Here is a 20,480-nt window from a genome sequence, read left to right as displayed (position 1 = left end):
GAATACGGGGTGCGCAGCCGCGCGCTGTAACGCGGCGTAGCCTGAGGTCACACGGCGTAATTCATACACTGCAACATGGGCGCGGTGGGCCGCGCTGCGCGGTTAGCGTGTGAGAGCCCGGGGCACCCGCCGGGTCTCAACTCGCACGTTCCCGGAGGACCCCCATGACTGCTCCCGCCCACCCCGTTACGCCGACCGGTGTCGCTCCGCTGCCGCAGGCCACCATCCTTGGCTACCCCCGCATCGGCCGCCGCCGCGAACTGAAGCGCGCGGTTGAGGCGTTCTGGAAGGGAAAGATCTCGGAGGAGCAGCTCCGCGTCACCGCGCGCGAGCTGCGCGCGGCGACCCGTGCCCGCCTCGTCGAGCTGGGCCTCCCCGCGACGGGGGGAGCGGTGCCCGAGAGCTTCAGCTTCTACGACCAGGTACTCGACGCGACGCTCGCGCTCGGCGCGATCCCGAGCCGATTCGCCGACGTCGCTGAGACCGGAAGCGACCTCGCGAGCTACTTTGCGCTTGCCCGCGGAGACGAATCGCACCAGCCGCTCGAGATGACGAAGTGGTTCGACACGAACTACCACTACAGCGTGCCAGAGCTGAGCGCCGCAACGCCGCTCGCAGCGAACGCCGCGGCGCTGGTCGCTCAGCTCGCGGAGGCCGCCGAACAGGGGATCGAGTCGCGCCCCGTGCTCGTCGGGCCCGTCACCTACCTGCTGCTTGCGAAGGCAGCGGACGACGCGGCAGAGGGCTTCGCGCCGATCTCTCGACTCGACGAGGTCGTCGCCGTGTACGGAGAACTGCTTGCCGCGCTCGCCGCAGCGGGCGCACGCTGGGTGCAGCTCGACGAGCCCGCGCTCGTGTCCGACTCACTCTCGGTGCCCCGCGCCGAGGTGCTCGCGCTCGTGGAGCGCGCGTACACGACCCTGGGCGCGCCCGCTGTCGGCGCGGCGCGGCCCGCGATTCTCCTGACTGCGCCGTACGGCGACTCGTCGGCGGCGCTCACGCGACTCGGCGCGCTGCCGGTCGAGGCGGTGCAGGCGGATCTTGTGCGCGGCACGCTCCCGGAGGAGGCGCTCGCAGACGGCTCGCTTGCCGCCGCGTTCGCTGGCACGCAGCTCGTGGCTGGCGTGGTCGATGGGCGCAACATCTGGCGCACTGACCTCCGCGCTGCGCTTGCGCTGGCGCAGCGAATTTCGGACGCGGGCATCGCCACGGTGATCGGCACCTCGAACTCCCTGCAGCACGTGCCGCACGATGTCGCTGACGAGACGAAGCTCGACGCGCGCTTGGCGTCGTGGCTTGCTTTCGCCGATCAGAAGGTGACGCAGGTCGCGACGCTCGCGCGCGGCCTGGCCGAGGGTGCTGCCGCCATCGAAGCGGAGCTCGCGGACACCGAGGCCGCCCTCGCCGACCGTGCGGGCGCTCCCGGGGTGCGGGATGCGCGCGTGCGAGAGCGCGCCGCTGCGGTGACGTCCGCCGACCGCAGCCGTGCCGACGAGGGTGCGCGCCGGGACGCGCAGCGCGGCATCGGTGTGCCCGAGCTCGCGACCACGACCATCGGCTCATTCCCGCAGACCACCGAGATTCGCACCGCCCGCGCGGCGTTTGTGCGCGGCGAGATCGATCAGGCCGCCTACGACGGCTTCCTGCGCGAGGAGATCGCACGCGTGATCCGTCTGCAGGAGGAGATCGGGCTCGACGTGCTTGTGCACGGCGAGGCCGAGCGCAACGACATGGTGCAGTACTTCGCGGAGCTGCTCGACGGCTTTGCGGTCACCGAGAACGGCTGGGTTCAGTCGTACGGCACCCGCGCAACCCGACCGTCGATCCTGTGGGGTGACGTGTCTCGCCCCGCGCCGATGACCGTCGCGTGGTCGGCCTACGCGCAGTCGCTCACGGAGAAGCCGGTGAAGGGCATGCTGACGGGCCCCGTCACGATTCTCGCGTGGTCGTTCGTGCGCGATGATCAGCCGCTCGCGGACACCGCCGAGCAGGTCGCGCTCGCCCTTCGCGACGAGATCGACGACCTGGTTGCCGCTGGGATCACCATCGTGCAGGTCGACGAGCCTGCGCTGCGCGAGCTGTTGCCGCTCGATGCCGATCGCCAGGCGGCGTACCTCGACTGGTCGGTGGGGTCCTTCCGCCTCGCGACGAGTGGCGCTGCGAGCGAGGTGCAGATCCACACGCACCTGTGTTACTCCGAGTTTGGCGAGATCATCGGTGCCGTCGATGGGCTCGACGCCGATGTGACGAGCATCGAGGCGGCCCGCAGTCGCATGGACGTCGTTGACCCGCTGGGCGATCACGGCTACTCGCGCGGCATCGGCCCCGGCGTGTACGACATCCACTCGCCGCGTGTGCCGAGCGCGGCGGAGCAGGAGGAGCTGATCCGAATTGCGGCTGCGCGCATCCCGGGCGAGCAGCTCTGGGTCAACCCCGACTGTGGGCTCAAGACTCGTGGCTATGAGGAGACGGTGGCGAGCCTCACGAACCTGGTGCAGGCGGCGCGCGCCGTCCGCGGAGCCTAGCACCGTGGACCAGGGTTCACTCACGCCCTGGCCCGCCGACGGCCTCCCCACGGAGGCCGTCGGCTCCTTGCCGCGCCCCGCCCGCCTGCAGCGGGTGGTGCTCGACGCGGATACGGGCCTGGCGACGGGGGCTGAGCTCCGCGCGGAGCAGGATCGCGCGGTGGCAGATACGATCGAGCGCTTCGCCGCAACCGGGTCGCCCATCGTGGGCGATGGAGAGCAGCGACGCGAGAGCTTTGCGAGCTACCCGCTCGGTACGGAAGACCTCTCGGCCGGGCCCGTGTTCGCGGTGTTCGCGGACGGGCATCACCGTGTGATCCCGAGCCTCGCCCGTGCCCCGTTCCGTTTCCAGGCCTGGGCTGCCGATGACGTGGCGGCCGCGCGCGAGCTCACCGATCTGCCCCTCAAGCAGGCGGTCATCTCGCCTTCGATGCTCTCGCTCATGGTGCCGGAGGGCGGGCTTGGCGAGTATCGTCGCGAAGACTTCCTCTCGGACGTCGTCGCGGGGTGCGCGGAGGACATCCGTCGTTCCTTTGCGGCAGGGGCCGCGCGGGTGTCGATCGACTTCACCGAAGGGCGACTCGCGCTCCGGCGCGATCTCCGCGCCCCCTGGGCGGGTCCGCAGGCGCTCAGCGGCTTCATTGAGCTCATCAACCGGGTGCTCGATCAGCTCACTGATGCCGAGCGTGCCGCGGTGGGGGTGCACACGTGCCCCGGGAACGACAACGACTCAGCCCACAGCGCAGATATCGACTACGCGGAGCTGCTGCCGGAGCTATTTCAAATCGAGGCGGGGTACTTCCTGGTGCAGGCTGCGGGAGAGAAAGAGCCGGATCGTGTGGCGCGGCTCGTCGGCCGCCAGCTCCGGGGTCGCACCCGGGCCGCAGCGGAGGCGGGCAGCGGCGGCATCGTGCCGCGGGTGCTGCTCGGTGTGACGAACCCGACGAACCCGAAGCTCGAAACCGCGGAGCAGGTGCGGGATCAGCTTGTGCGCGCCGCGCGCTTCATCCCGGCCGAGCTGCTCGGCTCCACCGACGACTGCGGTTTCTCGCCGTATCTGATTGATGAGAAGCCCCGCCACGGCTCGCCGGACTTTGCTCGCGACGTGGCGTTCGCGAAGATCGCCGCACGCGTGCGGGGAACGGCGCTCGCAGCGGACGAGCTTGCGGGAAGCCCGGGCCTCGCGGGCGCGGGCGTCTCGTACGCGGGCTACGGAGCGACCGGGAAGCCGGCCCCCGAGGGAGGACACGCATGAGCCCCGAACTGCTGACCGGCAGCGCGCCCACGCGCGCGAGATTCTCATTCGAGGTGTTTCCCGCGCGCAGCGGGGCGGCGGCCCTCGCATTGGGGCACGCGGTGCAACACCTGTCTGCGGCGGGGCCCGACTTCATCTCGGTCACCTACGGCGCTAACGGCTCAAATCGTGATGCCTCGATCGACCTGCTGAAGTACCTCCGCGATCACACTGACGCCCTGCCCCTTGCGCACCTCACCACGGTGGGGGAGTCGCGGGAGGCCGTGCGGGAGGCGATCCACGGGATCATGGACGCGGGAGTGCACGACTTCCTCGCGCTGCGCGGCGACCCGCCGCGAGGGCTCACAGAGGATGATCCCGCGGTGGCTGGCTCGCTCTCCGCGCTTGAACTCGTTGAGCTGGTCGCTGAGGCCCGCGCTGAGCGTCCGGCGCTCACGAGTGTGGGGCGCACCGCCGTTGCCGCATACCCGAATGGGCATCCGCTGTCGCGATCCCGATCTGAGGACATTGAGTACCTGATCGCGAAGCAGGAAGCGGGCGCCCAGTTCGCGATCACGCAGCTCTTCTTCGAGGCCGAGGAGTATCTCGGATTCGTGGAGGACGCACGAGCGGCGGGGCTGCGGATTCCCGTGCTCCCCGGCCTCATGCCCGTATCGACGAGCGCGCAACTGCGAAAGGTGGCGCAGCTGGCGGGACGCCCCGCGCCGGGTCTCCTCGCGGCGGAGCTCGCGGAGGCGGGAGGCTATGCACCGGAGCTGGGCGTCGAGCACACGGTCGAGCTTGCGCGCGCGTTGCTCGCGGGCGGCGCACCCTCTGTGCACCTGTATACGTTCAACCGCCACGAGCAGGTACTCGCGGTGCTGCGCGAGCTGAACCTCCTCACCCCGTCGCCGCTCGGATAGCGCGAGCGGTCGGGGCGAGGAGGCGCCGCGCTACACCGCCTGCGGGAAGTCCGCGGCGGCGCGCTCTGCGAGGTGCTGCAGCTGCGGGGGCACCTCCCGTCCTGTGCGGAGCATCGTCTCCGCCCACAGGCGGCCCGCGCGGTAGGAGGACCGCACGAGGGGACCCGCAAGGACTCCGGCGAAGCCGAGCGCATCCGCCTCGGCCTTCAGCTCGACAAACTCTTCGGGCCGCACCCAGCGATCAATGGGGTGGTGGAGGCTCGAGGGGCGCAGGTACTGCGTGAGCGTGAGGATGTCGCAGCCCGCGTCGCGCAGCTCGTGCATGGTCGCGGAGATCTCCGCGCGAGTCTCACCCATCCCCAGGATGAGGTTCGACTTCGTGATCATCCCCGCGCTGCGGCCCTCGGCAATGACCTCGAGCGAGCGTTCGTAGCGAAAGCCCGGACGTATGCGTCGGAAGATGCGGGGCACAGTCTCGAGGTTGTGCGCGAACACTTCGGGCTGCGCCGCAAACACCTGCGCGAGCCCGTCCGGCCGGCCGCCGAGATCGTCGACGAGCACTTCGACCCCGGATCCCGGGTTCAGCGCATGAATCTGGCGAATCGTCTCCGCGTACAGCCAGGCACCCGTGTCGGGGAGATCGTCGCGGGTCACGCCCGTGATGGTCGCGTATCGCAGCCCCATCGTGCGCACAGACTCAGCGACGCGGCGCGGCTCGTCGGTGTCGAGCGGCAGCGGTTTGCCGGACGTGATCATGCAGAAGTCACAGCGCCGCGTGCAGATGGATCCGCCGATGAGGAACGTGGCTTCGCGGTCTTCCCAGCACTCGTAGATGTTGGGGCAGCCAGCCTCCTGGCACACGGTGTGGAGCCCCTCGGACTGGACGAGATCGCGCACGTCACGGTACTCCGGGCCGGAGCGTGCGCGGGTCTTGATCCACTCAGGCTTCCGCTCGATGGGCGTCTGCGCATTGCGCGCTTCTACACGCAGCAGCTTCCGGCCTTCGGGCTCAGGCCGCGTGCCGGTCGAGGGGAGTATTCGGGCGCTCATGCGGTGAGCTCCGCGAGCGCGAGGAGTAGTTCGGCCCGCAGGATTGGCGCAGCGTCGGCCGGCGTGACCTGCGTGCCGGCGAGTGCGCTCAGCGTGCTGACACCCGCGTCGGTGATCCCGCACGGTACAAAGCCCTCGAATGGCTCAAGTGAGTTGCTGCAGTTGAGGGCGACGCCGTGGGTGATGATCCCGGCGCTCGCGTGAATCCCCACCTGGCCGAATTTGACGGCGGTGGCTCCGGGGTGTGGAGGCGTGGACCACGCACCTGCGCGCCCAGCGATGCGCTCCCCGCACACACCAAATGCAGCGGCCGTGCTGATCAGTGCGCCCTCGAGCGCGCGCACGCAGTCAACGACGCCCACGCCAGGGGCGAGTCGGACGATGGGGTACGCCACGAGCTGACCCGGCCCATGCCAGGTCACGCGCCCGCCACGGTTGACCGGCACGACCGGGGTGCCGTCCTGCGGATACTCCGCCGGGTCGGCCCGACGGCCCGCGGTGTACACGGGGGAGTGCTCGAGCAGGATCAGCGTCCCGTGATCGATGCGGTCGGTGAGCCGCGCGACCGCCTCGTCCTGAAGGCGGAGGCCGCGCTCGTACGGAACGGGCTCGGAACCAGGACCTTCGACCCGCAGCCGGTGGCCGGGAGCGCGTACACGGTGCGGAGCGGGAGTTCCTGGGGGCCGGGTGAGGGTGAGGGAAGTCATGACGTCATACTAAATAGACTCGATACAACAAATCAAGACGAGTGGACATGACACGCAAAAAGGGCCACCCCGGAAGCCGGGGCGGCCCATCTTGCGTGTGGCGGTTAGACCGAGCGGAACACCGCGACGACCTTGCCGAGCACCTCGGCGTGGTCGCCAACAATCGGTTCGAAAGCGCTGTTGCGGGGAAGTAGCCACGTGTGACCGTCGCGGCGGCGGAACACCTTCACGGTCGCTTCTCCGTCAAGCATTGCGGCAACGATGTCGCCGTTCTCTGCCTCGCGCTGCTGGCGCACCACAACAAAGTCGCCATCGCAGATCGCCGCGTCGATCATGGACTCGCCCACGACGCGAAGCATGAAGAGCTGCCCGTCGCCGACGAGTTGGCGGGGGAGCGGCACGATCTCCTCCACTTGCTGGTCTGCGGTGATCGGAACGCCCGCGGCAATCTGCCCAACGAGCGGTACGTACGCAGCCTCCTCGACCTGCTGACCCGGGGTGTCCGCGATCGCGTCGCTCGTGCTCGCGAGCTCGACAAGGATCTCTAGGGCGCGGGGTCGATTGGGATCACGCCGGATGTAGCCGCCCAGCTCCAAGCGGCTGAGCTGATGTGTGACGCTCGAGAGTGAGGAGAGGCCCACTGCGTCGCCAATCTCGCGCATGCTCGGGGGATAGCCGCGCGACTCGACGGAGCGCGCGATGAACTCAAGGATGGCTTGCTGCTTCTCGCTCAGAGGCTTCCGGGTCTGTGGCGCTGCGGCGTCGCTCATGGCTGTCCTTTCGAGCCCGGAGGGGCGGGGCGGGGGCGGTGAAAACCGAATGTCAGTGGTGCCTGGTTCAGTGGTCTCGTTGAACGAAACCCTAGCCGCGCGCTGGGAACAGGGGCAAACATCTGTTCGAGTGTCGTGGGAAAAGATCGAAACTGATCTTCGAACACGGGCTTGCGGTTTCGAATACTCGAAGATATATTCGAAACAGATGTTCGCATGGCGCTGGCCTTCGCGGGCGTCGCGACGAAAGGAAGTCCCATGAGTGCCGCAACTCTCGCAGGATCCCGGATCAGCGCAGGTGTATCGATCGCTCCCGTGGCTGAGGTCACCGCTTCTTCCGTGCCCGCGGTCACTCGACTGCGCTTGACCCGCCGCGGACGTGTGGTGCTGGGAACGCTCGCTACGGTGCTCGTGGCCGGTGTGCTGGCGCTTCTCGCGACGTTCGCTGCTCCGCAGGCGAGCGCGTCCGATACGGCCGGCGCTGGCCAAGAGTTTTCTTACGTCGTGGTGGCACCCGGCTCCTCGCTGTGGGAGATCGCCACTCAGCTCGATCCGTCGGCGGATCCGCGTGATCTCGTCAGCGAGATCGTGCAGCTGAACCAGCTCACCGAGTCTGGCGTCGATGTGGGCCAGCCCCTCGCGGTGCCGCTCCGCTACGCGGGGGATCCGCAGACTATCCCGGCAGCAGAGCTCGGCCTGACTGAGTAGCCCGCCTGCTCGCGCCCCAACGACGCAGGCGCGTTTCGAAACTAGACTGGTGTGGTGACCAGCCTCAGTGACCTCCCCCTCCGCGACAATCTTGTCGGGCAAGAGCCCTACGGCGCACCGCAGGATCCGGTGCCCGTCAGTCTGAACGTCAACGAGAACACGCATCCCATCCCCGACGAAGTCATCGCCGACATCGTGAGCTCCCTTGCCGAAGCCGTGCGCGGCGTGAACCGGTACCCCGATCGCGAGTTCATGGGACTGCGCCAGGCGCTCGCGAGCTACCTCGGACACGGATTGGCCCCGGAGCAGGTGTGGGCCGCTAACGGCTCGAACGAGGTGCTCCAGCAAGTGCTCCAGGCATTTGGCGGCCCCGGGCGGTCGCTGCTGAGCTTCAGTCCCACGTACTCGATGTACCCCCTGCTTGCCGCGGGCACCGACACAACGTGGATCGATGTGCCGCGGCCCGCGGACTACGCGCTCACGCCCGAGCTGGTGATCGCTGCCATTGCGGAGCACCAGCCGAACATCGTGATTCTGTGCGGCCCGAACAACCCCACGGGAACCGTGCTCGACCGCGAGGTTATCCGTGCGGCGTACGACGCCTTCGACGGGGTGCTCATTGTCGATGAGGCGTATCAGGAGTTCGATGCGGACACCGAGAGCGCTGTGGCGCTTCTGCCCGGCCGCCCGCGCCTGCTGGTGTCGCGCACCATGAGCAAGGCGTTCGCCTTCGCGGGTGTGCGCCTGGGGTATCTCGCAGCCGACGCCGCCGTCATCGACGCGCTGCGCTTGGTGCGTCTGCCCTATCACCTGTCCGCGCTGACGCAGGCGGCTGCGACGGCTGCGCTACGGCACTCGGACGCCATGCTGGGCGCGGTTGCGGAGATTCGTTCCGAGCGCGATCGGCTCGCGTCCGCGTTGCGCGCGCTGGGATACGAGGTCCACCCGTCGGGGGCAAACTTCTTGCTGGTCGGGGGCTTCACAGATCCCGCGGCGACGTTCGAAGCGCTGCGTGCGCAGGGCATCCTGATCCGAAACCTCAGTATCCCGGGCCACCTGCGCATCACCGCGGGAACGCCGGCGGAGACGACCATCCTGATCGACGCGATCACTCAGCTCGGTCCAGGCGGTGCGCAGGCGTAGGTCTCGCGTTTCGCGGAGCGGGGCCTCGTTCCGTGGGGCCCCGCTCTTCACGCGATGGCTGTCCGAGTGTGTGCCGAATCTGGGAGCACACTGAGCCCGCCGCGAAGTGGCCGGATAGCCTGGGGGTATGCCTCAGCCACCCGAAGCACTGCCCCGTCACGAGCTTGAACGGAAGCTGCGCCGCTCCCGCACCCTGAACATCGCCCTCGGTGCGATCGCCATCATCGGGCTCGTGTTCGGCGGTGTGCAGCTGGCGCAGGGCGGTGGCTCGGCCGGAGCTGCGGGCGCTGCCACCGGCGCGAATGCCGAGGGTGAGAGCGCGGAGCAGCCGGATGCGCAGAGCATTGAGCGTCGGGACCCCGCCGACACCATGGCGATCGGTGATGTTGACGCGCCGGTTGTGATGAGTGAGTGGATCGACTTCCGGTGCCCGTTCTGTGCGGTGTATTCGCGCGACACATTGCCGGTGCTCATCGAAGAATATGTGAATACCGGAAAGGTGCGCATCGAGTTGCACGATGTCGCATTCTTTGGCGAGCAGTCCACGCGCGCTGCGGTTGCCGCTCGTGCAGCGGGCGAACAGGGCAAGTACGTGGAGTTCGTGCAGGCCATCTACGAGGCCGCTCCCGAGAGTGGGCACCCGGAACTTCCCGCTGAGGAGCTTCTCGGCTTCGCGAAGCAGGTGGGTGTCCCTGATCTTGCCAAGTTCGAGGCCGACATGACCCGCAGCGATCTGCAGGACGCCGTCGCGCAGAGCACCGCGCAGGCGCAGCAGCTGGGTGTCACCGGCGTCCCATTCTTTGCGGTCGACGGCCAGGCCCTGAGCGGGGCGCAGCCCGTCGAGACGTTCCGTGCGCTGCTCGACGAGGCAGTGGACGCCGCCAAGTGACGCGAACAGCCCGGGCCACCGAGCAGGGAAGTATCGTCTGGGCGGTGGACGCCTGATGTCGTTGAGCCTGCTCGGCGCCTTTCTTGGCGGCGTGCTGACGCTCCTCAGCCCATGCTCGGTGATGCTGCTGCCCGCCTTCTTCGCCTACGCGTTTTCGAGCCCGGGAGCCCTCCTCGCGCGCACTGGGGTCTTCTTCCTCGGGCTCGCGACCGCGCTCGTGCCGCTCGGATTGCTCGCGGGCACACTGGGCGCCTGGGTGAACCAGCATCGTTTTGCGCTCGTGACGGTCGTCTCAGCGCTGGTCATCGTGCTCGGCCTCGCGATGCTCTTTGGGGTGCGCCTGCCAGGGATGATCCCGCAGCAGGGAGCGAAGAGCGCATCGATCGCGTCCGTGTTTGCGCTCGGCACGGTGTACGGGCTCGCCGGCGTGTGCGCGGGGCCGCTCCTCGGCGCAGCGCTCGCCTTCGCAGCGTTCGGCGGCAACCCGTTGCTCGGCGGCCTCGTGCTGCTCGTGTTCGCCGCAGGGATGACGGTGCCGCTGCTGCTCCTCGCCGTGCTCTGGGACCGAGTTCCCGCAGTGCGGAAGCTGGTACGTCCGCGCGAACTGGTCATCGGGCGCTGGCGGAACGCCTGGACAAACATCGTTGGTGGTCTCCTCACGATCGCGATCGGTGTGCTGCTGCTCATCACCCAGGGCACAACCTCGTTGGGCGGGGTGCTCGGCGCAACAGCGCAGGCAAACCTCGAAGCTCAGGTGATGAGCTGGGCGAACGCCGTGCCGGGCTGGATCGTCGGTCTCGTCTTCGTGCTGCTGGTTGCGGTGTGGCTCACCGTCTACGTGCTGCGACGTCGGCGTGAGCGCGCGACCACGGGCTGATCGCGAACCCGGATAGACTGGCGGCATGACCGCAGCTACACGCACGGCCTCGCTCGAGCGCTCCACGAGCGAGTCCCAGATCAGCCTGAGCCTTGACCTCGACGGCACCGGTGCCTCCGACATTCAGACCGGGGTTCCGTTCTTCGACCACATGCTCACGGCCTTCGCCCGCCACTCGCTCACCGACCTCACGGTCCGTGCGCAGGGAGATGTCGAGATCGACGTGCACCACACGGTCGAAGACACGGGCATTCTGCTCGGCCAGGCGCTGCTCGCCGCGCTCGGCGACAAGCGCGGCATCTCGCGCTACGGCGATGCGCTGGTGCCCCTCGATGAAGCGCTCGCGCAGGCAGTTGTCGATATCTCCGGCCGACCCTACCTCGTGCACTCGGGGGAGCCCGCGGGCTTCGAATTCCACCTCATCGGTGGCCACTACACCGGGTCAATGGTGCGGCACTTCTTCGAGGCGCTCACGCTGAACGCGCGCCTCACGGTGCACCTGAAGCTCATCGAGGGCCGCGACCCGCACCACATTGCAGAGGCCGAATTCAAGGCATTCGCGCGCGCGTTCCGCCAGGCGAAGGCGCTCGACCCGCTCGTCACCGGCGTACCGTCGACCAAGGGCGCGCTGTGAGCGCAGACGCAGGGGCGAGCCCCCGCGTCGCTGTGCTCGACTACGGCTCGGGCAACGTTCATTCGGCCGTCAAAGCGCTCGCCGCGGCGGGCGCAACCGTGGAGCTCACGCGCGACCCGCGCGCCGTCCAGGACGCCGACGGGCTGTTGGTCCCCGGTGTTGGCGCGTTCGACGCGGTCATGCAGCAGCTGCGCGCCGTGCGCGGTGACGAGCTGATCGACCGCAGGCTCGCGGGCGGGCGTCCGGTCCTGGGAATCTGTGTCGGCCTGCAGGTGATGTTCGAGCGCGGGATCGAGCGCGGCCAGGAGACCGAAGGGCTCGACCAGTGGCCGGGAACGGTGCGCGAACTGCGCGCTCCTGTACTTCCACACATGGGGTGGAACACGGTCTCGGCGCCCGAGGACTCGAAGCTCTTTGCCGGCATCGCCGACGAGCGGTTCTACTTCGTGCACTCGAACGCGGCGACCGAGTGGTCGATCGAGGGCCGCACCGCCGCCACGAAGCCGCGCGTCACGTGGTCTGAGCACGGCGAACGGTTCATCGCCGCCGTTGAGAACGGACCGCTCTGCGCCACCCAGTTCCACCCGGAGAAGTCCGGGGAAGCCGGCATCCAGTTGCTGCGCAACTGGATCGCGACGTTCTGACCCATACAAGGAGCACACCACACATGAGCGAGTTCACCGAGGGCCCCAAACTGCAGCTGCTGCCCGCAATCGACATGGTCGATGGCAAGGCAGTTCGCCTCACGCAGGGCGAGGCCGGCACGGAGACGAACTACGGGAGCCCCGTCGACGCGGCAATGGACTGGATCGAGCAGGGCGCCGAGTGGATTCACCTGGTCGACCTGGATGCGGCGTTTGGCCGTGGCAGCAACGTTGCTGTGGCACGGAAGATCATCAAGCGTGCGGGCAATTCGATCGACATCGAGTTCTCGGGCGGCATCCGCGACGACGCCAGCCTCGAAGCGGCGCTTGAGATGGGCGCACGTCGGGTGAACCTCGGCACCGCTGCAATCGAGAACCCGGAATGGACCCGCTCCGTGATTGCGCGCTTTGGCGACCAGATCGCAGTTGGGCTCGATGTGCGCGGGGAGACCCTCGCTGCGCGCGGCTGGACCGAAGACGGCGGCAACCTCTGGGACGTACTTGAGCAGCTCGAGGACGCGAACTGCTCGCGCTACGTGGTGACCGACGTCACGAAGGACGGGACGCTCCGCGGCCCCAACCTGGAGCTGCTGCGCCAGATGTGCGAGCGCACGGACCGTCCCGTGGTGGCCTCGGGCGGCGTCTCGAGCCTGGACGACCTGATCGCGCTTCGCGCGCTCGTGCCGCTCGGTGTCGAGGGCGCCATCATCGGGAAGGCGCTCTACGACGGTGCGTTCACCCTCCCCGCGGCGCTCGACGTCGCCGGGCGCCCGGCACGCGCCGAATAGCGGTACGAAAGGGACGAAGGGACGGCCACGGTGGCGATCAAGAAACTCCCCTCAACGGGTGACGCGCCCCGCTCTACCGGGGTCCCCGAAAGCCTGGTGCCCGGGGGCGCGGCCGATTCCGCGGGGTTTCCGTGGGAGGGGCGCACCTTCGACCACCACGGCACCGCCTTTGCCGACGACGACGGGGCAACGCCCGAGCACGTCGCTGCGGCAGTCGCGGGGTTGCGCCGGGCGGCGAGCGCGGCAGCCGCGGCGCAGAGCGCTGCGGAGCACTGGGCAGCGGTTGCTGACATTGCCGAAGCGCACGCCGCAGTGATCGAGTCGCTCGGCACCGCCCGGGTGCTCGTCCCGATGCTGGCCGAGGCAGGAGACCTCGGACTCACCCCGGAGGGGAAGACCGTCGAGAAAACGCAGGAGCTGTCCATCGTGACGGTCGCGGCACCCGATGGCCGACGCGTGCTCCCGGTGTTCTCCTCCGTCGACACACTCACGAAGTGGCACGAGGAGGCGCGGCCGATTCCCGTGCCCGCGACCCAGGCGGCGCTCGCTGCGGTGCAGGAGGAGACGGACCTCATCATCCTCGACGCGGCGACCGCGGACGCCGAGTACGGGATTCGGCGCCCTGCGCTTCGGGCGCTCGCGCTCGGTGAGCGATACGTGCCGGCCTGGGCGGATGAGGAAGTCCTCGCGGCGTTCCGTGCAGCGGTCGCGGGGGAGCCCGCTGTCACAGAGCTCTGGCTCGCGCCGGGGGATCCCGAGGGGCGCTTGCTCGCACCCGAGGTCGACGTGCATGTGCGCTTGGCCCCAGGGCTCGACCGGAACGCACTCACCGCGCTGCTCGAGCGCGCTCAGGCGGGCTGGGCGAGCTCGGAGATCATCGCCGAGCGCGTTGACTCGATGCGCGTTCGGCCGAGCGCAGCGCAGTAAACCGCGCCCGGTTTCGCGCGGCCTGGGTGTCGGCCTGCTACGCTCGCGGGGTGCCTCCGGCGCCGTGAGGGGTTCGCTCACGGTTCCGACCCCAGACGAAGCGAGAACGATGACGCAGACCACCTCAGCACCCGCCGCGCCCCAGCGCGCCGAATGGACCGGCCAGCTCGGATTCATCATTTCGGCCATTGGCTCTGCGGTTGGCCTCGGCAACATTTGGCGATTCCCGGGCGTCGCGTACGAGAACGGTGGCGGGGCCTTCCTGATCCCGTACATCGTCGCACTCCTCACAGCCGGGATCCCGATCCTGTTTCTCGACTACGCGATTGGGCATCGCTTCCGGGGTTCGGCCCCGCTCGCGCTCCGCCGCCTCGCCGGAAAGCTGGGCGAGGGCATTGGCTGGTTCCAGGTGATGATTTGCGTGTTCATCGCGATCTACTACACGGCGGTGCTGGCCTGGGCCTCGAGCTACTTCGTGTACTCCTTTGATCTCAAGTGGGGAAGCGACGCTGCGGGGTACTTCACCGGCGAGTACCTGCAGCTTGCGGACGAGCCGTTCAGCATGACCTTCGTGCCGGCGGTGCTGATCCCGCTCATCCTGATGTGGATCGTCGCGCTCGTGGTGCTCGGTGCAGGCGTCGTGAAGGGCGTGCAGCGCCTCAACATGATTGCGATCCCGCTTCTCGTAGTCGGCTTCCTCATTCTCGTGGTGCGCGCGCTCTTCCTGCCCGGCGCGGCAGAGGGGCTGAACGCCCTCTTCACTCCCGACTTCGCGGCGCTCGCCGACCCCTCGGTGTGGGTGGCCGCGTACAGCCAGATCTTCTTCTCGCTTTCCGTGGCGTTCGGCATCATGATGACGTACGCCTCGTACCGCCGCCGCCGCTCGAACATGACGAGCCCCGGTCTCGTCGTCGCGTTCGGCAACTCATCCTTCGAGATCCTCGCGGGCATCGGCGTCTTTGCCACCCTGGGCTTCTTCGCGCACCAGCAGGGCGTCGCGGTCGCTGACCTGGAAGGCCTGAAGGGCGTCGGCCTCGCGTTCATGACCTTCCCCGCGATCGCTGCGCAGATGCCGGGCGGCGAAATCTTCGGCGCGCTCTTCTTTGGTGCGCTGACGCTCGCGGGCCTCACCTCAATGATCTCGATCATGGAGGTGATCCTCGCCGGGGTGATGGACAAGTTTGGGCTGACGCGACGACGTGCCGTGTATGGCATCGGCGGCGTGCTCGCGGTGATCTCGGTGGTGCTCTTCGGCACCCAGTCGGGTCTCACCGCGCTCGACACGATCGACAACTGGGCAAACAACATTGGGATCGTGGCCTCCGCAGTGGTGATGACCATTACCGTGCTGTGGATTCGCCGTGCGGGGACGCAGCTCGCGGGCCACCTGAGCGTGCTGTCCACCTTCAAGGTGGGGCGCACCTGGCTCTTCTTCGTCTCCGTGCTCGGCCCCGTGGTGCTCGGCTACATGCTCATCGCAACGATCGTTAACCTGGTGCAGGAACCCTACTCGGGTTACGACAGCGGCTACCTGCTGCTGGTCGGCTGGGGATCGGTGGCGCTCATGATCATCGGCTCGATCGTGCTCACCGCGGCGCCCTGGCGCTACGACCCCGACCGGTTTACGCCGTGGCCGCCCGTTCCTACCCGACGCGTCTCGGGCGTCACGGGCGCGGCCGCAACCCCCGCAGCCACGCAGAACGCAGCTGGAATTGATGAGGAGAACGCACGATGACCCCGATCGCCATCACCTTCCTGGTCCTCGCGCTCACCATCATCTGGGGTGGGCTCATCGCAAGCACCGTGTTCCTCGCGCGCCGCCCCGAGGTCGCCGAGTACCCGGCAGGTGGCGAAGACGGCGCCTTCGAGCGCATCGAGTAGTCGGCAACGCTGCTGGTGCGTGCGTGCGTGCGTGTGGCGCGCTCGCACGCTACAGCAGGTTGAGCAGTAGCACGTAGCAGGTGGTGCCCGCAGCAATGCTGAGGAGCGCGCGCCGCTTGCACAGCAGGTGGACCGCCACGGTGACCGCGGTGGCGGCGAGGACCGCCCACACCTGATTCGGTCGGGCGACGAGCTCGTCGCGCAGCACCACGACGGCCAGGATGAGCATGATCCCGGCGGGCATCCACCGCCCCAGGGCCTGGACGAACTTGGACTTTCGCAGGGGCTTCAATATCGCGAATGGCAGGGCTCGGAGCCCGAGAGTAATGAGGCCTGCGACCACGACACCGGCGACAAGATAGGTGACGTCAGGCATTTGTGGCACCCTTCGTGAGGACGTAGCGCACTGCGAGGGCGGCCGTGAACATGATGAGTGCTGCAAGGAGTGCCTGGCCGGGGAAAAGCAGCAGCGCGACGCCGACCGCGAGCCCCGCGAGCACCGCTGAGGGGATTTCGCGCCGGCTGCGCAGCGCGTCGAGTGTCATCACGACAAAGAGTGCCACCAGCGCGAACTCGAACCCCTCAATCGGCTCGGGGAGCGCCGCCGCGATCGCGACGCCGACGAGCCCGCCGCTCACCCAGTAGGCCTGCATTGCGAGTTGGCCGCTCACCATGCGGGCGGAAGAAAGCTTCTCCGGCGCCATCAACACATACGTTGCGTATGCCTCGTCGACCATCCCATAGATCGAGTAGGCGCGCGGCAGGCCGGCGCGGACCCGCTGGGCCGGGAACGAGAGCGCGTAGAACACGTGACGGAAATTCACCGCGAACACGGTCACGGCGATGGTGATGAGCGGGGTCGCTGCAGCGAGCATCCCCACGAGCAGCAGTTCGACCGAGCCCGCGAACACACCGATTGCGAGCGCGGGTGAGAGCCACCAGGGGAGCCCGGCTTGCACCACGAGTACGCCGAGTGCGATCCCGAGCGGGAAGATGCCGATTCCTACGCCGAGCGAGTCACCCAGGCCGGCGCGGATCTGGGCCGCGCGTGTGACGGGGACGTCATCCCCGGCGGGCGAGGTGGACCCGCTCGGAGATGGCGGGTCGCTGGGGGGTTCGTGCATAGGACTATATTTGCGGAGATTCCGCGCAATGTGCATGCGTGATCGTGCCGAAATGGCAAGAATCGGGCAATATAGCTGCATGGACGCGCTGGATCACGCAATTATCGAAGAGCTCATGGCCGACGGCCGCATGACCAATGTGGATCTCGCTGCGCGTGTGGGCCTCACGCCGGGCCCCTGCCTCCGGCGCGTGCAGCGGCTCGAAGCGGAAGGCGTGATCCGTGGTTACCGGGCCGAGGTCGACCCGCACGCGGTGGGCCGCGGGTTCGAGGTCATCCTGCACGTCGATCTCGTCACGCAGGAAGCTTCGGTGGTGACGGGATTCGAGCAGGAGGCCGCAGCGCTGCCCGAGGTGTCCGAGTTCAAGCGCCTCTTTGGAACCCCGGACTACTACCTTCGCATTGCGGTTGCCGACCTCGCTGGCTATGAGGAGTTCCTCACCAAGCGGATCATGTCGATTCGCGGGGTGGGAAAAGTGAGCTCCCACTTCGCCATGAAGAACATCAAGGGATGATGGCGGAGCGGGAGCTCAGGGGGCGCGTTGCGTGCGCCGTGGGTCGCTGTGGCGAGACGGCTTAGTTCACCGGTCCCGTGTACTTCTCGCCCGGGCCCTTGCCCGGTGCGTCGGGGATGGCGGACGCCTCGCGGAAGGCGAGCTGCACCGAACGGAGGCCATCGCGCAGGCTGCGCGCGTGCATGTCGCTCACCTCGGGGGCCGCTGCGGTGATGAGTCCGGCGAGTGCGTTGATGAGCTTGCGGGCCTCGTCGAGGTCGATCTGCGACTCGGGATCGTCGGCCAGTCCCACCTTGACTGCGGCGGCACTCAGCAGGTGCACGGCAGCCGTGGTGATGACCTCGACCGCGGCAACGTCCGCGATATCGCGCGTCGCCTGAGCGACGTCCTCGTGGGGTGCGCCCTCCTGCGCAGGCGCCTCGGGGCCCGTTTCTGCTGCTGCGGGCTCGGTCTGCGGCTGATCGCTGGGGTTCTCGCTCATGCTGTCCTGACTGTTGCGGCTGTGGTGTGCTAACATTGATTCGGTTCTCGGTGTTCACGCCGAGACGCGGAAGAGGAGATTCTCCCACCCGGCACCAGTTATAGGTTATCGGGTTGTTGACACCCCGCCTCCCAGGAGGCAGCACTGAAGGGTGTGGGATGGCGCGTGCGCGATCCTGATCTTCCTCTCCGTGACTCCCGTAAGGGAGCGTCCATGGTTCTCCCGACTGGGAGTGGCCACACTGAAGCAGAGGAGCCGGCGATCAGCGATCCCCGTACGAATGACAGAATCCGCGTCACCGAGGTGCGACTGGTAGGTGCCAGTGGCGAGCAGGTCGGTGTCGTGCCGATCGAGACCGCACTGCGCATGGCAGCCGACGCCGATCTCGATCTCGTTGAGGTTGCCCCGAACTCGAAGCCCCCAGTGGCCAAGATCATGGACTTCGGTAAGTTCAAGTACGAGGCTGCTCAGAAGGCCAAGGAAGCTCGTCGCAACCAGGCGAACACGGTCCTCAAGGAGGTCCGCTTCCGCCTGAAGATCGACAAGCACGACTACGAGACCAAGACCAAGCGCGCCGTGGGCTTCCTGTCCCAGGGCGACAAGGTCAAGGCAATGATTCTGTTCCGTGGCCGCGAGCAGTCGCGCCCCGAGCAGGGTGTCCGCCTGCTCCAGCAGTTCGCAGAAGACATTGCCGAGTTCGGCACTGTCGAGTCGAACCCCCGGATCGATGGCCGCAACATGGTGATGGTCATCGCCCCGCTCAAGAACAAGTCCGAGGCGAAGGCCGAGCAGAACGCTCGCCGCGCCGAGGAGAAGGCTACGCGGAAGGCGGACAAGGTCTCCGGACCTGCCGATTCCGACGACTAATTGTCGGCGCAGCGCGCCCCGCGCCGCTGGTGCCGTGCACAACGCAGCCCTCGGGCGCGCACACAACAAGGAGAAATCGATGCCAAAGCAGAAGACCCACTCGGGGGCCAAGAAGCGCTTCAAGCTGACTGGCTCCGGCAAGCTGATGAAGCAGCAGGCCGGCATGCGCCACAACCTCGAGGTCAAGTCCTCGCGTCGCAAGCGCCGCCTGAACGCTGAGCAGGTGCTGTCCAAGGGTGACGCCAAGCAGGCGATGAAGCTCCTCGGCCACTAAGCCACGAGCACCACGCTTTTCATCACAGAGTTTGTAAGGAAGAACTGAAATGGCAAGAGTAAAGCGGGCCGTCAACGCCCACAAGAAGCGTCGCGTCATCCTCGAGCGCGCTGAGGGCTACCGCGGACAGCGTTCGCGCCTGTACCGGAAGGCCAAGGAGCAGGTCACCCACTCGCTGGTCTACTCGTACAACGACCGCCGCAAGAAGAAGGGCGACTTCCGTCGCCTGTGGATCCAGCGCATCAACGCTGGTGCCCGCGCCAACGGCCTGACCTACAACCGTTTCATCCAGGGCCTCGGCCTCGCGGGTGTCGAGGTTGACCGCCGCATGCTCTCCGAGCTGGCCACCAACGAGCCCAAGGCCTTCGCCTCGCTCGTTGAGGTTGCAAAGAACGCGCTGCCCGAGGACACCTCGGCGCCCAAGGCTGCGTAACGCACCGCTTCGGCATTCGTCAGAAGGCCCCGTCCGTGAAGGCCCGCCCATTGGGTGGTGGCTCGCGGCGGGGCCTTCTGCGTATTCACGGGCGGGGGCACCGCCGCCGCCTCGGTAGACTTGCGGGGTGATTGAGAACCCGAAGTCCCTGCGCGTAAAGAAGGCGGCGGCGCTCGCCCGAAAGAAGGAGCGCCAGGCTCAGGGGCGGTTCCTCGTCGAGGGGCCGCAGGCCGTGCGCGAACTGCTCGCCTTCCGCCCGGAGCTTGCCGAGATCGTCTTCGCCACGATGGGCACCGAATCGTGGCAGCACGAGATCGACCGGCTGGCTTCGGACGCAGATGTTGCGCTTGAGCGTGTGACGGAGCCCGTGCTCGCCGCAATGGCCGAGACCATCACCCCGCAGGGCGTCATCGCGGTTGCCCGCACCTGGGAGAGCTCCCTCGCCGACGTGTTCGCAGGTGCGCGGCTCGTCGCGATTCTGCACGAGGTGCGCGATCCAGGCAACGCCGGTGCCGTGCTGCGGGCCGCCGACGCCGCGGGCGCCGACGCGGTCGTGTTTACGGGGGAGAGCATCGATCCGTTTCACCCGAAGGTCGTGCGTTCCACGACCGGGTCGCTGTTTCATCTGCCGGTCGCGGTCGCGCCGGATCTCGCCTCAGCGGTCGACGCTGCACGCGCTGCGGGGGTCACGACGCTTGCCGCGGACGTGCGAGGGGATGAACTGCTGGCGGCGCGTTCCGAGGGCGTGCTCGATGGACCGGTTGCCTGGGTGTTTGGAAACGAGGCCCGCGGGCTCTCCGAAGCAGAGCGCGGGCTCACTGACCGGAGCCTGAAGCTGCCGATCTACGGCGCAGCGGAGTCGCTCAACCTCGCCACCGCGGCAAGCGTGCTGATCTACGAGACCGCGTTCGCGCAGCGCAGCTAACCCGTGCACCCCGCGAATCGGGGTCACTGCGTCACGGTGTTGCTGGGCTCACCTCCGCGACACCCTGCCGCAGTGACCCCGATTCGCGGTGGGGCGGCTGGGATGGCCCCGTGGGCGGGGGATTCCGGCTCGATGTGACGCGGTGCACCCAAGCTCTGGATA

At 67.9% G+C, this 20,480-nt stretch carries 24 protein-coding genes; 18 read left to right on the top strand and 6 right to left on the bottom strand.

Annotation, left to right across the window (positions count from 1 at the left end; genetic code table 11):
• Positions 1 to 164 precede the first annotated feature (164 nt).
• Genes metE through ACR81A_RS10155 form a run of 3 tightly spaced genes read left to right on the top strand, consistent with a single transcriptional unit; the run spans position 165 to position 4,682 of the window.
• Positions 165 to 2,525 (top strand): 5-methyltetrahydropteroyltriglutamate--homocysteine S-methyltransferase, encoded by a 2,361-nt coding sequence (gene metE, locus ACR81A_RS10165; RefSeq protein ID WP_440311738.1) that lies wholly within the window; start codon positions 165 to 167, stop codon positions 2,523 to 2,525.
• Positions 2,526 to 2,529: 4 nt separating this feature from the next.
• Complete coding sequence (locus tag ACR81A_RS10160; protein ID WP_440311737.1) at positions 2,530 to 3,780, top strand: hypothetical protein; 1,251 nt, start codon at positions 2,530 to 2,532, stop codon at positions 3,778 to 3,780.
• Positions 3,777 to 4,682 carry a methylenetetrahydrofolate reductase gene (locus tag ACR81A_RS10155; protein ID WP_202381216.1) on the top strand — a complete coding sequence of 302 codons (906 nt, stop codon included), beginning with the start codon at positions 3,777 to 3,779 and terminating at the stop codon, positions 4,680 to 4,682. The genes ACR81A_RS10160 and ACR81A_RS10155 overlap by 4 nt, the downstream gene beginning before the upstream one ends.
• Before the next feature lie 30 nt (positions 4,683 to 4,712).
• Here the strand turns inward: ACR81A_RS10155 and lipA are convergent, their stop codons facing one another.
• The 3 genes from lipA to lexA all read right to left on the bottom strand — a co-directional run bounded on the left by lipA (position 4,713) and on the right by lexA (position 7,209).
• Positions 4,713 to 5,732 carry a lipoyl synthase gene (gene lipA, locus ACR81A_RS10150; protein WP_202381217.1) on the bottom strand — a complete coding sequence of 340 codons (1,020 nt, stop codon included), beginning with the start codon at positions 5,730 to 5,732 and terminating at the stop codon, positions 4,713 to 4,715.
• Entirely contained in the window at positions 5,729 to 6,439 is a 711-nt protein-coding gene (gene lipB / locus ACR81A_RS10145) for a lipoyl(octanoyl) transferase LipB (RefSeq protein ID WP_440311736.1), read from the bottom strand. The genes lipA and lipB overlap by 4 nt, the downstream gene beginning before the upstream one ends.
• Before the next feature lie 104 nt (positions 6,440 to 6,543).
• On the bottom strand, positions 6,544 to 7,209 hold the full coding sequence (lexA, locus tag ACR81A_RS10140) for a transcriptional repressor LexA (RefSeq protein ID WP_202381219.1): 666 nt from the start codon (positions 7,207 to 7,209) through the stop codon (positions 6,544 to 6,546).
• A 258-nt stretch (positions 7,210 to 7,467) separates the two neighbouring features.
• Between lexA and ACR81A_RS10135 the strand changes: the two genes are divergently transcribed.
• The 10 genes from ACR81A_RS10135 (at position 7,468) to ACR81A_RS10090 (ending at position 15,700) form a co-directional block, all read left to right on the top strand.
• Positions 7,468 to 7,917 (top strand): LysM peptidoglycan-binding domain-containing protein, encoded by a 450-nt coding sequence (locus ACR81A_RS10135; protein ID WP_440311735.1) that lies wholly within the window; start codon positions 7,468 to 7,470, stop codon positions 7,915 to 7,917.
• A 54-nt stretch (positions 7,918 to 7,971) separates the two neighbouring features.
• Positions 7,972 to 9,060, top strand: a complete 1,089-nt coding sequence (locus ACR81A_RS10130) for a histidinol-phosphate transaminase (protein WP_440311734.1) — start codon at positions 7,972 to 7,974, stop codon at positions 9,058 to 9,060.
• A gap of 127 nt (positions 9,061 to 9,187) precedes the next feature.
• A complete protein-coding gene (locus tag ACR81A_RS10125) occupies positions 9,188 to 9,949 on the top strand; it encodes a DsbA family protein (protein WP_440311733.1) in 762 nt (253 codons plus the stop codon).
• Between the two features lie 55 nt (positions 9,950 to 10,004).
• Positions 10,005 to 10,826, top strand: a complete 822-nt coding sequence (locus ACR81A_RS10120) for a cytochrome c biogenesis CcdA family protein (protein ID WP_202381222.1) — start codon at positions 10,005 to 10,007, stop codon at positions 10,824 to 10,826.
• 25 nt (positions 10,827 to 10,851) lie between these two features.
• A complete protein-coding gene (gene hisB, locus ACR81A_RS10115; RefSeq protein ID WP_202381223.1) occupies positions 10,852 to 11,460 on the top strand; it encodes an imidazoleglycerol-phosphate dehydratase HisB in 609 nt (202 codons plus the stop codon).
• A complete protein-coding gene (gene hisH / locus ACR81A_RS10110; RefSeq protein WP_202381224.1) occupies positions 11,457 to 12,104 on the top strand; it encodes an imidazole glycerol phosphate synthase subunit HisH in 648 nt (215 codons plus the stop codon). Before hisB ends, hisH begins: the two co-directional genes overlap by 4 nt.
• Before the next feature lie 23 nt (positions 12,105 to 12,127).
• Positions 12,128 to 12,892, top strand: a complete 765-nt coding sequence (gene priA / locus ACR81A_RS10105; protein WP_440311732.1) for a bifunctional 1-(5-phosphoribosyl)-5-((5-phosphoribosylamino)methylideneamino)imidazole-4-carboxamide isomerase/phosphoribosylanthranilate isomerase PriA — start codon at positions 12,128 to 12,130, stop codon at positions 12,890 to 12,892.
• Between the two features lie 30 nt (positions 12,893 to 12,922).
• Positions 12,923 to 13,819: an SseB family protein gene (locus tag ACR81A_RS10100; RefSeq protein ID WP_440311731.1), complete on the top strand. Its 897-nt coding sequence runs from the start codon at positions 12,923 to 12,925 to the stop codon at positions 13,817 to 13,819.
• A 109-nt stretch (positions 13,820 to 13,928) separates the two neighbouring features.
• A complete protein-coding gene (locus ACR81A_RS10095; protein ID WP_202381227.1) occupies positions 13,929 to 15,554 on the top strand; it encodes a sodium-dependent transporter in 1,626 nt (541 codons plus the stop codon).
• Complete coding sequence (locus ACR81A_RS10090) at positions 15,551 to 15,700, top strand: methionine/alanine import family NSS transporter small subunit (protein ID WP_202381228.1); 150 nt, start codon at positions 15,551 to 15,553, stop codon at positions 15,698 to 15,700. Before ACR81A_RS10095 ends, ACR81A_RS10090 begins: the two co-directional genes overlap by 4 nt.
• A gap of 49 nt (positions 15,701 to 15,749) precedes the next feature.
• Here ACR81A_RS10090 and ACR81A_RS10085 read toward each other — a convergent pair whose 3' ends face one another.
• Complete coding sequence (locus ACR81A_RS10085; RefSeq protein WP_202381229.1) at positions 15,750 to 16,076, bottom strand: branched-chain amino acid transporter permease; 327 nt, start codon at positions 16,074 to 16,076, stop codon at positions 15,750 to 15,752.
• The gene (locus ACR81A_RS10080; RefSeq protein ID WP_202381230.1) at positions 16,069 to 16,824 is read right to left on the bottom strand and encodes an AzlC family ABC transporter permease; all 756 of its coding nucleotides are present in this window, start codon (positions 16,822 to 16,824) and stop codon (positions 16,069 to 16,071) included. The genes ACR81A_RS10085 and ACR81A_RS10080 overlap by 8 nt, the downstream gene beginning before the upstream one ends.
• A gap of 79 nt (positions 16,825 to 16,903) precedes the next feature.
• Between ACR81A_RS10080 and ACR81A_RS10075 the strand changes: the two genes are divergently transcribed.
• Entirely contained in the window at positions 16,904 to 17,338 is a 435-nt protein-coding gene (locus tag ACR81A_RS10075; protein WP_440311730.1) for an Lrp/AsnC family transcriptional regulator, read from the top strand.
• 61 nt (positions 17,339 to 17,399) lie between these two features.
• On the opposite strand, the gene ACR81A_RS10070 is transcribed toward ACR81A_RS10075, so the two are convergent.
• Positions 17,400 to 17,819: a DUF1844 domain-containing protein gene (locus ACR81A_RS10070; protein ID WP_202381232.1), complete on the bottom strand. Its 420-nt coding sequence runs from the start codon at positions 17,817 to 17,819 to the stop codon at positions 17,400 to 17,402.
• Positions 17,820 to 18,032: 213 nt separating this feature from the next.
• Between ACR81A_RS10070 and infC the strand changes: the two genes are divergently transcribed.
• From infC to ACR81A_RS10050, 4 genes are all read left to right on the top strand, one after another.
• Positions 18,033 to 18,686 (top strand): translation initiation factor IF-3, encoded by a 654-nt coding sequence (gene infC, locus ACR81A_RS10065; RefSeq protein ID WP_202381233.1) that lies wholly within the window; start codon positions 18,033 to 18,035, stop codon positions 18,684 to 18,686.
• A 79-nt stretch (positions 18,687 to 18,765) separates the two neighbouring features.
• Entirely contained in the window at positions 18,766 to 18,960 is a 195-nt protein-coding gene (gene rpmI / locus ACR81A_RS10060) for a 50S ribosomal protein L35 (RefSeq protein ID WP_025133275.1), read from the top strand.
• A gap of 49 nt (positions 18,961 to 19,009) precedes the next feature.
• The gene (gene rplT, locus ACR81A_RS10055) at positions 19,010 to 19,393 is read left to right on the top strand and encodes a 50S ribosomal protein L20 (protein ID WP_202381234.1); all 384 of its coding nucleotides are present in this window, start codon (positions 19,010 to 19,012) and stop codon (positions 19,391 to 19,393) included.
• A gap of 127 nt (positions 19,394 to 19,520) precedes the next feature.
• Positions 19,521 to 20,318 carry a TrmH family RNA methyltransferase gene (locus ACR81A_RS10050; protein ID WP_440311729.1) on the top strand — a complete coding sequence of 266 codons (798 nt, stop codon included), beginning with the start codon at positions 19,521 to 19,523 and terminating at the stop codon, positions 20,316 to 20,318.
• The last annotated feature ends 162 nt before the right edge of the window (positions 20,319 to 20,480 follow it).

Source organism: Leucobacter chromiireducens, assembly GCF_051993095.1.
GTDB lineage: Bacteria > Actinomycetota > Actinomycetes > Actinomycetales > Microbacteriaceae > Leucobacter > Leucobacter chromiireducens.
The sequence above is the reverse complement of the archived record's forward strand: the minus strand, read 5'-3'. Positions and strand labels throughout refer to the sequence as shown.